Here is a 15,251-nt window from a genome sequence, read left to right as displayed (position 1 = left end):
ATGATTGGACGCTCAAGTCTGTTTTCGTGATGGGTCGCGTGTCGGTCGTGTAACGGAATGAGCGTCGAATGACGGCGGAATCACGCGATCGACCGGCGCTTGGGACGAGATTCGGCTTGCCACGTCGTCGGCTTCATTCGGCCCGCTCGGGCTTCGACGTGCTCGATATGCTGCGCGATGAGACTCGAGACGGCTTCCGGATGTGTGAGAGGACTCATATGTCCAGCGCGCGGCACCAGCTGGAGATCGGAGCTCGGCAAAATGTTGAGCAGCTCGTCGACGATGGCGCGGGCGGGCTTGCGGGTGCGCTCGCCGGCGATGAGTCGCGTCGGCGCATGGATACTTCGATAATCGCCTTCGGTTGTCGACAAACCGGACACGGCTTCGAACTCGGCGGCCACTTTACCGACCGTCAGGAGAACGCGGCGCCGGGCTTTGGGACTCATCGACCACCAACGGAGTCGTCCCACCCAGTACTTCATGTACACGCCGGCAGCGCCGCGCTCACGCCGCAGCCGCAGCGCTTCCACCATCTCGCGTCCGACGTCGGTGAGCTCTTGCCACTCCTTCATCCGGCCCGTGAGTCGCAACAGGTGGAACGCGACGGGCTCGATGAGCGTTAGGCTTTTCACACGCGGACCCAGAACCCGCGCGGCCTCGAGGACGAGGGTGCCGCCGTACGAGTGTCCAACAAGATGGACCGGCTCACTGCTGCGTTCCGCGAGTGCCACCAGGGCGCTCAGGTCGGACCACGGGTGTAACCGGGCGTTGATAGGCCAGGGATCCGAATGCCCGTAACCGAGCAAGTCCGGCACGAGTATACGAAAGCGGCTGCGAAATGTGTCGACGAACGGCGACCAGACGTCATGCGAAGCGCCGGAGCAATGGGCAAGAATGATCGTAGGGCCACTGCCGACGTCTCGATATGCGATGAGTCGCCCATCGACGATCAGCGTCTCCGGACGCTCGTCGTCGCGCTCGATCTTGAGAGGAACCATCGCCATTGGTGTCGCCGCGTTTGGGTGTGCGTGGGAGCTTAGCTCGCACACCGAGGAGCACGAATCGGCAACGCAAGGAGGCGAGCGTCCGAGAGAGCGGAACACACGTGTAGGACGGACGCTGACACCCTCTGGCGCGCGAGCGGCACGCGTAGTCACTTGTCCTACAGCGCGCCACGCCGTGCGCCTCTTCTTCCCGAAGCGCCTAACACGGCATACTCCGCGGCGAGTCCCCTGTGTCTCTTTCTCCCGACAATCTGCGCGAGCTCTTCTTCGCGCAATCGATCGATGGCTTCTTCATCATGATGCTGGATGAGCCTATCGAGTGGAACGACACAGCCGACAAGGATGCGCTGCTGGAGCACGTGTTTCGACATCAGCGCATGACCATCGCCAACGAAGCGTATGCACGGCAATATCGAGTTGCTCTCCCCGAGCTCATCGGAAAAACACCCGCGGAGTTCTTCGCGCACGACATCGAAGCCGGTAAGGCCGGCTGGCGTGCGATGTTCGACGCGGGGCATCTGCACACCGAAACGGACGAGCGGCGCATGGACGGCACGCCGGTGCGGATCGAAGGTCATTATCTCTGTGTCTACGATGAGCAAGCTCGAATCACCGGACATATCGGCATTCAGCGCGACATCACCGATCGCCACCTCGCGGCAGCAGAGGTTGCACAGTCGCGGGAGGAGCTCCGGGCTCTGGCAGCGCGGCTCGAGTCGGTGCGCGAGAGCGAGCGGACGCGCATCGCCCGAGAGCTTCACGACGAGCTTGGACAGGCGCTCACGGGACTCAAGCTCGATCTCGCATGGATGGAGCGACGCCTCAATCGACACTCGCAATCGGAGGTGGTGGATCGGTGCGCGAGTATTCTCGGTCGCCTGGATGATGTCATGATTGCCGTTCGCCGAATCATCACAGAACTCCGTCCGAGCGTGCTCGATCAGCTCGGCCTTGCCGACGCGATCGAGTGGCAGGCGCAAGACTTCGCGTCGCGAACGGGGCTGGCGTTGGACCTCGATATCCAGTGCGTGAGCCCTTCGCCTTCGGGCGCGATCTCCTCGGCGGTGTTCCGCATGCTTCAGGAAGCACTCACCAACGTCGCGAAGCACGCCAGGGCGTCTCGCGTCTGCGTGAGGCTCCACATCGAAGGGAGCGTGTTATCCCTCGACGTGACCGATGATGGACGTGGTATCACCCCGGACGAGATGCGCGGCTCGCATTCGCTCGGGCTGCTCGGCCTGCGCGAACGCGCCATCGCGTTAGGCGGATCGGTCAATGTATCCAGTGAAGCGACGTCGGGGACGATAGTCGCGCTGCGACTGCCGCTCCCGGAAGGATCGCCGAGCGCCGACGCGATCGCGCCATGATTCGCATTCTGATCGTCGACGATCATCCGATTGTGCGCGCGGGGTTACGTCGCATCGCGGAAGACGATCGCGGCATCATGGTCACGGCCGAGGCGCCAAGTGGCGACGCGGCGCTTCTTGCCTTGCGACTGTATGTCGCCGACGTCGTACTCCTCGACGTCTCGATGCCGGGCGCGCCGTTCACCGAGACGTTGCGGCGCCTGCGCGAGGAACATCCGAGCGTGCGCGTGCTCGTCCTCAGCGCGCACCCCGAGGATCAGTGGGCCGTGCGCGCGTTGCGTGGGGGTGCCTCGGGCTACCTAACGAAGGACCACTCTCCCGAGCAATTGCTCGACGCCATCCGTCGGGTGCATCGCGGCGGCCGGTATGTGAGCCCAACGCTGGCTGAGCGTCTCGCGGCACAGCTCGGGCAGGACTTCGTCGGTGCGCCGCACGAGCAGCTCTCCGATCGGGAGTTCGATGTGCTGCGGGGGCTCGGAACCGGTCGGACCGTCAAAGAGGTCGCGGAAGCGTTGGGATTGTCCCCAAAGACCGTGAGCACCTACCGCACACGTCTCATGGAGAAGTTGCGCTTCGCGACGAACGCTGACCTCGTTCGATATTGCGCCGAACACGGCCTCATCGAGTATCCGGATCCGCGCCTAACAAGTTAGAGCGCGCCGAGCACTGTGTGGTGCGGTGCGGCGACTTCGATAGCGCGCGCTACCGCATCGACGGCACGGTCGACGTCCTGCCCGGTCGTCTGCCAGCTCGAGACGGAGACGCGCATGCAGCGTTTGCCACGCCACGTCACCCCGCCGAAAAATGCGTCGCCGACGGCGAGGATCTCCTCGACGACGCGATCCGTCCGCGCATCATGATCCGCTTCGCTAGCCCCTGGCCGCTCGTCCAGGAATCGTACTAGACCCTGATTGATCAGCGGCTCCCACAGGGCCTCGGCGCCACGGAGCGCGCCGATGCGCCGTACGAGAGCGGTGGCGTGCTGACAAGAGAGGTCGATCAGGTCGGCAATCCCCTCGCACCCGAGCTGGCGGATCGCCGCGTACGTGGCGAGTCCGCGCGCGCGTCGCGACCACTCGGGATTCCAGTCGACTTCGTCGCGTGCGTCGCCCTCGTGCATCATATAACTGGAGCGATGGGTCATCGACGCGTGGTGCGCCTCCGCATCCGCCACGAACGCATAGCCGCTGTCATAGGGGACGTTCAGCCATTTGTGGCCATCGGTAGACCAGGAATCGGCGAGCGCGGCGTCCTTCATCAAATGTCGATGCTTCGGGCTCGCCGCAGCCCAGAGACCGAACGCACCATCGATATGGACCCACGCACCTCGCGCGCGAGCGACCGGTATCAAGTCGCTGAACCGATCGAAGGAGCCCGTATTGAGCTCGCCGGCCTGGAGCACGACGATCGTCGGTTGTTCGCGGGCCTCGTCGAGAGCTGCTCGAAGCGCGCCGGCGTCCGTGCCATTGCGATCGTCGAGCGGTAGTGCCTGAATGTTGTCGCTGCCGATACCGAGCAATCGCACTGCTCGATCGACGGTGCCGTGCCGCTCGGCGCCAACGATGACGCGAAGACGCGGCGCACCCGTTAGGCCCCGCTCTTCGACGCTCCATCCGCGACGCGCGAGCAGACCGTGGCGCGCTGCGGCCAGACAGATCACATGCGCCATCTGCGTGCCGGTGACGAACGCGAAGCTCGCCCGAGCGGGGAGGCCGAGCAGCTCCTTAAGATAACTTCCCGCCACCTCCTCGACGACCCCCGCGGCGGGGCTGCACGCATAGATGCCGGCGTTCTGATCCCAGGTGGACGTGAGCCAGTCTGCCGCGAGCGCGGCTGGGACAGAACCACCCATAACCCACGCGAAGAATCGCCCGCCGGTACTGCCGATCAGCCCACCCTCGACGTCCTTCGCCAGATCGTCAATCACGCGCACGGCAGGCACGCCAGCGTCGGTGAGTGGTTTGGCAAATCGCGCACGCAGTTCCTGGAGCGATGCCATTGCCGACACGGGCGCAGTGTCGAGGCTTTTCAGGTACGCCTTCGCGTGCGTCACGGCGCTGTCGAGCGCCGCGGCATAGAGATCGGTATCGGCCATGTTTAACGAATCAAAAAGAGCGCAAAATGCACCCTGAACCCGATGCTTTGCGGTAAGGGACGTCTACGGTAACATACAGGCCATGGCCACTGAATCGAGTCCGGATTGGCGCATGCATGGCGTGCGCATCGTGCATGGCGACGAGCTGGATCCGAACACGCCGCAAACGCCTGGTATGACGCGCGCGGCAGCCATCACCCACGCGCGAACCGGGGCGTCGAAGATCTGGGCCGGCACCGTCACGATCAAACCTAACGCGAAGACTGGAGCGCATCACCACGGCGCACTCGAGAGCGTGATCTACGTCGTACGCGGGCGGGCGCGCATGCGCTGGGGCGATCGACTCGAGTACGTCGCCGAGGCGGGGCCGGGTGACTTCATTTACGTGCCTCCCTACGTGCCGCATCAGGAGATCAATGCGGCCGCTGACGAGCCGCTCGAGTGCGTACTCGTGCGCAGCGATCAAACGGCCGTTGTCGTCAACCTGGACATCCCGGCGGTGGAATCGCCGGAGATGGTGCATTGGGTGGACCCGATTCATCCGGAACCGCGTTAGGCTCAGATCGGGAGCCACCAGCTCGCCTTGATGAGGAAAATATTATCAGGGCGCGATGCGAGAATCGCGTCGGTATCCCGGTGAAGCTGGAGGTCGCCAAGCGACGCACCGGCGGCGCGTGAATGTGTCCACGCAACGTACAACACGGAGCCGGGACGATACTCCCAACGGAACACGGCGTTGCCCCGGAGCGACCGATCGTTGACATCCGGATTGTCGATGGTGAACGGCGGCGCGGGGCCCGCACCATCCGGATCGATGGTGTATTGCGACACCACTCCGTCCGTTCCCATGCTCTGTGCGATGGTACCGACGTCGCGTCCATAGACACGCAACGTCGCGGTCCGCGGTGCGGAGTATTCCTTGAAATCGTAGTAGTGCCCGGCGGCGAAGAATGGTTGCATGTACAGCTCGAGCGTCATGCGCGGCGTGAACGTCCAGCTCAGACGCGTATCGAAGCTCAAGCTCTGCTGGCTGATTGACGACACGACATACCGGGTTCCATAGAAGCTGACCGCGGTCGGGTCGGCAACGGCGGTGACGTATTGCGCGGGGAGGCGCTGCGGATTCCACGATGGGCCGAACGAGAAGCTCACGTTCGGCGCCGGTCGGATGCCGGCGGTGAGTGCGAGCGTCGCCGCGTGGCCGCCCTGCTGATCGGCGTAGCGCTCGAGATCCAGAGTGCCTGTGACCATGTGTCGCGAGTCGGTCGAGATGTCGATGACGCCATACGTACTGCTCGGCTGTCGGACCACTGGCCCGCCGCGGAGTTGTCGGTCATCCATGACACTCGGCCTAACGATCAGGAATTCGCTGACGTTCCAGAATTGCCGCGTCGTGATGCTCAAGAACTGGTGAAATTGCTGCCCCGTGCGGTCGCCTTCGTAATTCTCCTGTGTCTGCGTGCCGAGAATGCCGACCATCGTCTGATACCACCTGGTCTGCTTCGACCAGAAGCGAGTGAGATTCGCAACGCCCCAGATGTAGTCAGCCGATCGCTGGAAGGAGTAATCGTTGGTCTCGAAACCGGGTGTGCGGGTATTGACTGCCGTCTCCCACGTCCAATCGCCTGTCTCCTTCGCGATGCGGGCGTACGCGCCGACGCCGCGCAGGCTCGTCGCCATCGTATCGTAGCGGCTGGAGAAGAATCCGCCCCACCCAGGGCCGCGATCCGGGCGTTGAAAGTAGCGCGCGCTCGACTGCTGGCGGAGCTCAATCTCGCGCCGGTCGCCGGACACGTTCGTGACCGCGGCATTTGCCATGAGCGAGTACTTATTGTCTGCCCAGCGATAGACGACGTCGTTGCCGTACATCTCCGCATTGCGGGCGAGACGTGGGGCAAAGGTCGTGTCGATGTTCCGCGTGACACCCGAAAGCATGCCGCCGACGACAAGATTGCCGTGGAGGAGGTCGCGCTTCAACCGGCCGACGAAATAGTTCGCGAGCGGCTCGACTTCCTGAGAACCGAGATTGCCGTTAGGCAGCGCGACACGGGCATCCGCTTGCCCGGTAAGCGCCTCGAGCAGGCCGACGGTGTACCCGCTCGACGTCCTTCCGGTCAGCTTGCCCGCGCCGAGGATCGTCGTCGCGTCGGGAATGTCGGCGTACCGATAGTTGTCCGTGGCCAGGTCTGCTCCCGACGGCGCTCTCCCCACGCGTCGCGAGTAGAAGCCCTGCATACCCTCTACGTTGCTGCAGAAGTTGCAATTGAAGAGACCGAAGTCGAACACCTGCGAGTTCTCGACGAAGAACGGGCGCTTCTCCGGAAAGAACGTCTCGAACGCCGAGAGATTGAGCACGGCGGGATCGACCTCGACCTGGCCGAAGTCGGGATTGATCGTCGCGTTCAGCGTGAGGTTCGACGTCACATTGTCGCGGAGATCGAGACCGCCCCGCATCGTTGGACGGCCATGGGTGTCGAACGGCGTCCCGGCATTAGCGGCGAGCGATGACGACTTGGCGCTCGCGTACGGCAGGAGCTCGAGGTGCGATGAGGAACTTTGTATCCGCAATCCCTCGAGATGGCCAAAGCGCGGCGGACCACCCGCCTCGTTCTTGTGCCAGAACGACCAGTCGTCCTCTTCCTCGCGGCGCTTGATGAAGCGGCGAACTTCCAAGCCCCACGTCTGGGCGACGGCGCGTGAGAAACGGAGCTGGCTATAGGGTATGCGAATCTCGGCGGTCCAACCATCGGGATCGATACGGGTGGCCGCTTCCCAGATTGGGTCCCACGAGTTATCGCAGCACGAATTGCCGATGCCAATGCGATCCGCCTGGGAGCCCGACGGATCTACCTCGAAGAAGGCGCGGCTCAGGTGATCGTGATACGCGTCGATGACGAGCTGGAAATAATCCGAATCGAAGCTGGCGTCGCGTCGCACGAGCCGCGTGATAATACCGGCCGGACCCATGGTGTCGTACATTTTCGCCCCGACGTAGAGCGCATCGTCGTCGAAGAGAAAACGCACCTCGGTTCGCTGTGACGCCGGCCGTCCCTCGTCAGGGTCCAGCTGCGTGAACTCGGTGATGGGCGTGGCCGCTCGCCATGCGGGCTCGTCGAGCGTCCCGTCGAGAGTAACGCGACCCTCGCGCCTCACGGCGACGGCGGAGGGAACGGCAATCGTGTGGCCGTAGTTCGTCGCGCCGGATGGGCGCGCCGAACCAGCGCCCGTCTGTGCGATCGCGGGGAGCGGCGCCAGGCAGAGCCAGGCGAGCAACGTGCGCGTGTGCGAGTAAGGCATGAGCATTGGACAGCGCGAAGCGCAAAATATGTCGAGACGGTCGCACACCGTGGCGGCGATGCAACGACTCTGACGCAAGCCTTACGAAACGCTGATGCCAAGTAGTATGGTTGTAGCCCGCGCACAGTGACGCGGCGTTGGTACGCGCGAGTAGAGCATGTAGAGATTCCTCTAACCTTCAATGCCGAAGGTTGCATGCACATGTCCCCATCGATACGCACAATCGCTTACCGCGTCGTTTGGCTTGCCTTGAGTGTCGTCATACTTGCATGCGGTGGCGAACACGCCACCCTGCCTAGCGCTCCCGGCAAGATCGCGATCCGCTCCGGCGACGCACAGCGTGGCTCCGCAGGCCAGCGCCTCCATCGTCCGATCGTACTCGTTGTTCACGACGCACTCGATGCACCGGTGGCGAACGTACAGGTCACCTGGATCGCCGAGGACGGGGGTACTATCGAGCCGTCGGAGAGTGTAACGGACGCGAACGGGCTCGCGTCGGCGATGTGGACGCTCGGCGACGGACCCACCCACCGTGGCCATGCAGCGGCAGCGGGTTTCTTGAGCGCGGAATTCACCGCGTCGATCGATGCCGACACCGAACTGCCGCTCGACGTCATACAACTGCTCGATCTGACAACCTACGAGGGCTCTGGCCAGACGGTGCATCCGGATTACGTCGCGACGGGGCCCGAGTGGACACATGCTGGTAAGTATGTGTTCATCACACCGTACCCAAATGGAAACATCAACTACGAGAATCCGTCGATTTTCGAGATCGATCAACCAACGCAGTGGTTGGTTCCGGACGGAGCGAGCAATCCGATCGTCGCGCCGACCGACGGCTATTATTCCGATCCCGACGCGGTGTACGTTCCCGAGCGGAATGAGATCTGGCTCTATTTTCGTCAGGTGACCGACGAGAACATCGTTCGCCTGACCACCACCCGCGACGGTGTGGCCTGGACGTCGCCCGTCGACGTAGCGCGTGCGCCGAATCACGAGCTGATCTCGCCAACGGTTGTCCGTCGCAGCCCGAACGACTGGCTGATGTGGTCGGTGAACGGCAATGTCGGTTGCACGGGAGTCACCACCAGCGTCCAGTTGCGCCGCTCGCCGAATGGCATCGACTGGTCGTCGCCGGAGCCGGTCGCGCTCTCACAACCGGGATTCACACCCTGGCACATCGATGTCGCGTGGATCGAGAGTCGCGCGGAATACTGGGCGCTCTATAACGTGAAGACCGCGGGCTCGTGCGCGACCAGCGCGGTATATCTCGCGACGAGCAACGATGGCGTAACCTGGACGACCTATCCATCGCCTGTGCTCACTCGAGGCGTGATCCCCGAACTGCAAGACGTCGTCTATCGGTCGAGCTTTGCCTACGATCCGTCATCCGACGCGCTCACGATCTGGTACTCGGGCGCGCGCGTCGATGGGAAGAACTATGTTTGGCGCTCCGCGGTCCAGCGCAGGCTCCGCACCGACCTCTTCGCGACGATCATGGCGCCGGCAACAGCCTCGCTTCCCTCAGTGACCGTGGCGCTCCCGCCTTTGTTGAACTTCCCGTAAAGCGCTTCCAACGGCGCGCTGTACTTCACCGTACTGCCGGTGAAGCCTTCAGCAGCGCGTAGATGGCACATCAGACAATCGAGATTCGCACCGAGGACGGCAGTTGTCCGACTCATCTCTTCACGCCCGGCGGAAGTGGTCGATGGCCGGGCATTCTCTTTTTCATGGATGGGCTTGGCGTGCGGCAAGCACTCTTCGACATCGGTGAACGGCTCGCTGCCTCGGGTTACTACGTTGTCCTTCCCGATCTCTACTATCGGAGCGGCTTCACCGATGGACCAAGACTGTTTCAGGATGCGGCGATCCGCGCCGAGTGGTCGAAGCACGTCTTGCCGACGGTGAGCATACCGACGATCATGCGAGACGTGCCCGCACTGCTGTCGCATCTCGACTCGCAGCCGAGCGTACGTCACGGGAAGATTGGCGTTACCGGCTATTGCCTTGGCGGTCGGCTCTCGCTGGCCACCGCCGGTCATTTTCCAGACCGGGTCGCGGCAGCCGCCTCCTATCATGGTGGTCACCTGGCGACCGACGCGCCCGATAGTCCGCATCGTCTCGCGCCCGCGATGACGGCGCGCGTGTACGTCGCAGGCGCTATCGAGGATCCTGGATTCGACGACGCGCAGAAGCAGCGACTCGAGGATGCGCTCACCGTTGCGCACGTCGATCACACGGTCGAGACCTACGATGCGCGACACGGCTGGGTACCCTCGGACACGCCGGTGCACGACGAAGCCGCCACCGAACGGCACTGGCAGACGTTGCTGGCGCTATTTCAGCAAACGCTCGGGAGCCCTACTTCGCCGGCGTGAGTATGATGTTGCGAAACTCGACCGGGCCGTGGTCGCCCTGGAGCAGGATCGGCCCGGGCGCGCCTTCGTTGCTGTCGATCGCGCCGCCGGTGATTCCCGGAATCTCCTGATCGCAGATCACGCGCTTGCCGTTCGCGACAACGGTCACGAACCGACCAACGAGGGTGACGTCGTATGACTGCCACTTGTTCGGCCCTTTCGCGGTAATCTCACTCGGTGCAATGAAGCCGTAGATGCCGGCGAAGCGGTCCTTGGCGGATGAACCTTGCTCATCGTCTTCGATCTGCACCTCGTGCCGGCCGTGGAGATACACACCGCTGTTGCTCCCGGCCGGATAGCGGAACTCGATGTGCAACTTGAAATCGCCGAACGTCTGATCGGTCTGAATGTTGGCGCCCGAGTGTGGGCTGCGCAGTACGCCGTTGACGACGACCCACTGATTGCTCTGACCGCCGGTGGCATGCCAGCCGCCGAGGTCATTTTCGTGAAGCAGGTGAATCGGCGCGCCCCACACGGGTGCGTGGTCGCGGTGCATGGCTGGCGCGCGAACGCCGGTCCAGTCGTAGCGCTTTCCGTCGGGAAAGATCATGCTGCCCGCGAGCTGGCCATTCGTTAGGCGACCATCGACGACGAGATCCGCGTCGCCATTCTCCCATTGCGGTGGGATCGCGAAGTGCAAGGAGTCGCCATGAACGGCGACGCGCGAAATCGGACGCGCGCTTCCGACGACGCCAACGAACTGCCCGATCATGACGTCGCGACCCGAGTGGCTGAGCTCGAGCCACGAGGGCCACTCAGCGTTTGGCGCGCGGATGGTGATGTCCCAGCGGCCGAGCAGTGCGTCGTCCGCTCGCGTCGCCACGAGCGGTCGCGTTGGCGCGTGAGTCGGTGCGAACGAGGGGAGGAGGAGCGCGAGAAGCGCTAGAGGCGGTCGCAACATCGAGCGGTGCTCCTTGGTGAATGTTATTTGTCAGTGCGAGCGGTCGAGGGATCAGTTCTTGCACCCGCCGATTCCTCACCGGCTCACTGCTCGGACCGGCTTGCCGGAGCCAAGGCTTTAGCGTCTGCTCATGCAGTTCTACACCGCTGCGGAGGCCTACCCATGAACGTAACGCACAAAATAGTCGCAGTGTCGTTCGGCACGCTCGTCGTCCTGTCCGCGTGCAAGAGCAAGAACGAAAGCTACGGCACGGTCGACACGACGAAACCCGCGGCGACGGCAACGGACACCTCGCATCCTGCCGCGGCGGCTGCGGCCCCCGCCCTCACCGACCCGAATATCGTCGCGATCCTCGACTTCGCCAACGAGTCGGACAGCGCGTTCGGCGCCATGGCCGTGAAGAAAACCAAGAGCGCCGACGTGAAGAAGTTCGCACGTCTCATGGAAGGAGAGCATCACTCTCTGCGGCTGCAAGGACAACAGCTCGCCAAGAAACTCAACGTGACGCCGCTGCCACCGGCAAACTTCGACATGCCGGACAAGCAGAAAGCGGCCATGAGCGACCTCGAATCGAAGAGCGGCGCGGACTTCGACAAAGCGTACATCGACCACGAGGTCCAGTATCACGAACAGCTGGCACAAACGGCAAACCAGGCCCTGACCGCGGCGCAGAATCAGCAATTGAAGGATCTGATTCAGAAGGCGGCACCCATCGTTCAAAAGCATCTCGACATGGCGAAAAAGATCCAGTCGAAGCAGAGTGGCACAGCCTAGGAGAGAGGGGTAGAGGGTAGAGGGTTAAGGGCAGAGGGCGGAGGGCAGAGGGCAGAGGGTGGGGAGGTTTTGCACTCAACCCTCTACCCTCTACCCTCTACCCTCTACCCTCTAGCCCTCTCCGTCATTTGCCCGCGACGTCCTTCAGCCGCGCCAGTCGCTTGCGCACCTCCTGGACCTTCGGCTGCACCTCGGGATCCGCATTCTTCCAGAGGTCGACGAACGCGAGGTAGTTGGTGGCCGCACGCTGCGTGTCGCCTTTCGCCTCATATAGCTCGCCGAGCCGTTTGCGCACCGGCGCGAGATACGAGCCGTCGATCCCGAGGCGCCCAGGGTAGGGCGTCGATAGGTATCGCTCCCAGTGTGTGATCGCCGAATCCGGAAGATTAGCAAGATCGAACGCTCGGCCGATTCGCATCTCGACGCAAATTGCACAATCGCCCGCCGGACCGTCGGGCAGCGAATCTGACTTCCAGAACTCGCGTACCGCATCTCGGGGACGCTTCTCGGCGAGCGCGATCTCACCGAGGAGCAGATGGATGCTCGGCTGCGCCAGGCGCATATAAACCGAATCATGGACGTCAGCCTCTGCCTCGGCGAGCACGGCGCGCGCTTTGTCGGGACGGCCGGCGTTGGCGTAGGCGATCGCCGCCGAGAGATATGGCCGTTGCTCGACGGGCAGCGTCCGCAACGGCGTGCGGGCGAGGGCCGCATCGAGCCGGCGCACGCCCTGCTCGTGCTGCTCGAAGAACCAGATGGCGCCCGCCGCGGCGTCGATCGAATCGTCGAGCGGGCGCAGTGGAATGCCGCGCGCTGCATTGAGCTCGCGCACCTGCTTTACGAACTCTCCGGCCTCACGGAATCGGCCGCGCAGGACCGCGAAGTTGGCGAGATTGGCGATCGCGGTCAGCTTCAGAAGCGGATTGGGATCATTGCGCCGATCGCGCCAGAAGCCTTCGGCGGAGTCCATCTGTCCGCGCTGATAGGCGAAGGACGGATACATCTGCGCTCGGACCGTCGGGAATCGACGACGTAGCTCGTCGTATACGGACTCCGCCTGCGAGATCTTTCCGTCGACGAAGAGCGTGCCGATATAATTGGAGAGGCTGACTTGCGGCGCTCGTGGTGTCGTCGCGATCACGCGATAGAGAGACTCGGCACGCGCGTATTGGCGCAGGCTACGGAGATCGTTCGCGAGATTGTTGAGAGCGGCAGCGTCGGTCGAATCGATGTTGAGCACTTGCTGAAACGCCTCGCTCGCCTTCCGACGGTCGCTGCCCGGGCCAATATCGTAGTACGTCCCGATGGCGAGATAGCGCTCCTTCTCCGGCAGGCGCTTGCTGTACTGCAGCGCGCGAGTGAGCGCGCTATCGACCTGCGGCCGCGGCATACCGTTGTTCGACAGCGCGACGCCGAGCTTCCGATACGCCATCGCGAATGTCGAGTCGATCGACACCGCCTCGCGCAACAGTGTCGCCGTCTTCGCGTAGTCGCTCCCGAGGTCGAAGGCACGGTTTGCTTCCGCGTACTTCCGCAACGCGGGCAGAGAGCTCGTCGTCACCTGGTCGAGCGCGGGCGCTTCGCGGACGGACTTGAGCGACTCGCCGATGCGCCCGCGCAGCTTTCGCGTCAGCTCATCGATCGCGTCGAGGAGTTGGCTCGGCGAGTCGACGGTTTTCCGAAAGGCCGCGAGCTCATTCCCCGAATCCGCGGCGACGAGTCGGATCGAGACGACATAACCGCCGGCGAGCGGCGTTAGTCCACCGGTGACAATGGCGCGTACGCCCTCGCGTTGCGCGATCTCGCGCGCGAGGGCGACATCGACGGTCGTGATCGACGGCCGTTGCATGCGCACGAGCGCAGCACCGATCGCCGATGGCGGCATGATCGAGACAACCGGCGACTCGCTCAGATTGGTGCGCACTGCTTCGGTGACGAGGTGCGAGAGCGAGGTGTCGTTGCGCGCGGCGAAATCGGCGACGAGGAGTCGCTCGCGTCCGTGAAGGGTCCCTGCGGCGAGTAGAGAAGCCGCCGGTCCGATCCCAAAGAGCCGGAGCACCATGACCGCGATAACGGCGGCAGCGAATGCTCCGACCGCGACCGCGCCACCGTGGAAAACTCGACGCCACGTCAGATGTGGGCTCACTCTGAGCGCGAGGTTGGTCACCGTACCGTGTGCGGGGGGCGTACCTCCCGGCGTCAGCGCAGGCGTTCGCGACGCGACTCTCCGTGTCGTGTGATGGGCGTACGCTATGGCGAGCAACACGGGCAGTCCCGCAGCCATGAGGATGACAGCGCCGCTGAACACCCAATCGGGTACGCCTAACGCGATCATCGCGGCTTTCGCGACGAGTGCGACGATGGCGAACGCCGCGACGTAAACGAGCAATGCGCGGCGAATGCCACCCCGTCCGGAGAGCAGCAGCGAGGGCATCGACGCCGTGCTGCCTGTGGTCACGCTGTCGAGCGTCGATCCGATCTCTGCCGCCGACTGCGGCCGTGCGGCCGGGTCTTTCTCGAGACACTGCATGACGACGCTCGCGAGTACCGGCGGCACATCGGGGCGAAGCGACGCAACGTCGACGGGCATCTCCGTGAGATGCGCCGCGAGTGTGCGCTGTGGGGTGCGTCCGGCAAATGGCGGTTGTCCCGCGAGCAGCTCGTACGCCATGCAGCCGAGCGAGTACAGGTCGGCGCGATGGTCGACGTTTGGGTCGCCGGCGGCTTGTTCCGGAGAGATGTACGCCGGCGTACCTACCGATGTGCCGAGCTGCGTCAGCGAGGTCTCGTTCGTCGAGGCACGCGCAGCGCTGATTGCTTTCGCGATGCCGAAGTCCGTCACGACGGCGGTGCCGCCGGAGAGAAGCACGTTGTCCGGCTTGATGTCGCGATGCACGACGCCGTGGTCGTGCGCATAGGCGAGCGCTCGCGTGACGTCACGCAGGATGTTGATGATTTGCGGAATCGGCAGCGCGCCGTCGCGCGCGAGCCGAGCGCGCAACGATTCGCCTTCGACAAAGGGCATCGTGTAGAACGGCACGCCGTCGACCAGTCCCGCGGTGAGCACGGGCACGATCTGCGCCTGCTGCAGACTGGCGGCGAGGTGCACTTCGCGATCGAAGCGGTCGACGTTGACGCCGGCGCTGAGATCGGCGGGGAGAACCTTGATCACCACCTTGCGGCCGAGTGCCGTCTCGGTGGCGAGGAAGACGCGGGACATGCCGCCGCCACCGAGCTCGCGCTCGAGGGTGTAGGCGGAGCCGAGGGCTCTCTGGAGCTGGGCGCGCCAGTCCATCGCCCCCGGCATCGAGGCGGAGGAAGTGGGGGTAGACACGGCCTCTATTGTAGGGCGATGCGCGACGCGATGCCAGCAGTCCGACAGCCGCCGCGCCT

11 protein-coding genes are annotated in these 15,251 nt (G+C 63.8%); 6 read left to right on the top strand and 5 right to left on the bottom strand.

What is annotated here, in order from left to right; translation table 11 throughout:
* Positions 1-80: 80 nt before the first annotated feature.
* The gene (locus VGH98_10375; protein HEY2376367.1) at positions 81-1,004 is read right to left on the bottom strand and encodes an alpha/beta hydrolase; all 924 of its coding nucleotides are present in this window, start codon (positions 1,002-1,004) and stop codon (positions 81-83) included.
* A 230-nt stretch (positions 1,005-1,234) separates the two neighbouring features.
* Here VGH98_10375 and VGH98_10370 point away from each other — a divergent pair, with 230 nt between their 5' ends.
* Together VGH98_10370 and VGH98_10365 are read left to right on the top strand one after the other, a co-directional pair.
* Positions 1,235-2,371: a histidine kinase gene (locus tag VGH98_10370; GenBank protein ID HEY2376366.1), complete on the top strand. Its 1,137-nt coding sequence runs from the start codon at positions 1,235-1,237 to the stop codon at positions 2,369-2,371.
* A complete protein-coding gene (locus VGH98_10365) occupies positions 2,368-3,024 on the top strand; it encodes a response regulator transcription factor (protein HEY2376365.1) in 657 nt (218 codons plus the stop codon). The genes VGH98_10370 and VGH98_10365 overlap by 4 nt, the downstream gene beginning before the upstream one ends.
* On the opposite strand, the gene VGH98_10360 is transcribed toward VGH98_10365, so the two are convergent.
* The gene (locus tag VGH98_10360; protein HEY2376364.1) at positions 3,021-4,466 is read right to left on the bottom strand and encodes a pyridoxal-dependent decarboxylase; all 1,446 of its coding nucleotides are present in this window, start codon (positions 4,464-4,466) and stop codon (positions 3,021-3,023) included. The two genes, VGH98_10365 and VGH98_10360, sit on opposite strands and share 4 nt — an antisense overlap.
* 82 nt (positions 4,467-4,548) lie before the next feature.
* Between VGH98_10360 and VGH98_10355 the strand changes: the two genes are divergently transcribed.
* Positions 4,549-5,022: a cupin domain-containing protein gene (locus VGH98_10355; GenBank protein ID HEY2376363.1), complete on the top strand. Its 474-nt coding sequence runs from the start codon at positions 4,549-4,551 to the stop codon at positions 5,020-5,022.
* A gap of 2 nt (positions 5,023-5,024) precedes the next feature.
* Here the strand turns inward: VGH98_10355 and VGH98_10350 are convergent, their stop codons facing one another.
* Entirely contained in the window at positions 5,025-7,763 is a 2,739-nt protein-coding gene (locus tag VGH98_10350) for a DUF5916 domain-containing protein (GenBank protein ID HEY2376362.1), read from the bottom strand.
* A gap of 201 nt (positions 7,764-7,964) precedes the next feature.
* Here VGH98_10350 and VGH98_10345 point away from each other — a divergent pair, with 201 nt between their 5' ends.
* Together VGH98_10345 and VGH98_10340 are read left to right on the top strand one after the other, a co-directional pair.
* Positions 7,965-9,332 carry an Ig-like domain-containing protein gene (locus VGH98_10345; GenBank protein HEY2376361.1) on the top strand — a complete coding sequence of 456 codons (1,368 nt, stop codon included), beginning with the start codon at positions 7,965-7,967 and terminating at the stop codon, positions 9,330-9,332.
* 62 nt (positions 9,333-9,394) lie between these two features.
* The gene (locus VGH98_10340; protein HEY2376360.1) at positions 9,395-10,144 is read left to right on the top strand and encodes a dienelactone hydrolase family protein; all 750 of its coding nucleotides are present in this window, start codon (positions 9,395-9,397) and stop codon (positions 10,142-10,144) included.
* Here VGH98_10340 and VGH98_10335 read toward each other — a convergent pair.
* Entirely contained in the window at positions 10,128-11,084 is a 957-nt protein-coding gene (locus VGH98_10335; protein HEY2376359.1) for a DUF1080 domain-containing protein, read from the bottom strand. The genes VGH98_10340 and VGH98_10335 overlap by 17 nt on opposite strands.
* Before the next feature lie 162 nt (positions 11,085-11,246).
* On the opposite strand from VGH98_10335, the gene VGH98_10330 reads away from it, so the two are divergent.
* A complete protein-coding gene (locus tag VGH98_10330) occupies positions 11,247-11,858 on the top strand; it encodes a DUF4142 domain-containing protein (GenBank protein HEY2376358.1) in 612 nt (203 codons plus the stop codon).
* 124 nt (positions 11,859-11,982) lie between these two features.
* On the opposite strand, the gene VGH98_10325 is transcribed toward VGH98_10330, so the two are convergent.
* Complete coding sequence (locus VGH98_10325) at positions 11,983-15,192, bottom strand: protein kinase (GenBank protein ID HEY2376357.1); 3,210 nt, start codon at positions 15,190-15,192, stop codon at positions 11,983-11,985.
* Positions 15,193-15,251: the final 59 nt, after the last annotated feature.

The organism is Gemmatimonadaceae bacterium, from assembly GCA_036496605.1.
Taxonomy (GTDB): Bacteria; Gemmatimonadota; Gemmatimonadetes; order Gemmatimonadales; family Gemmatimonadaceae; genus AG2.
The sequence above is the reverse complement of the archived record's forward strand: the minus strand, read 5'-3'. Positions and strand labels throughout refer to the sequence as shown.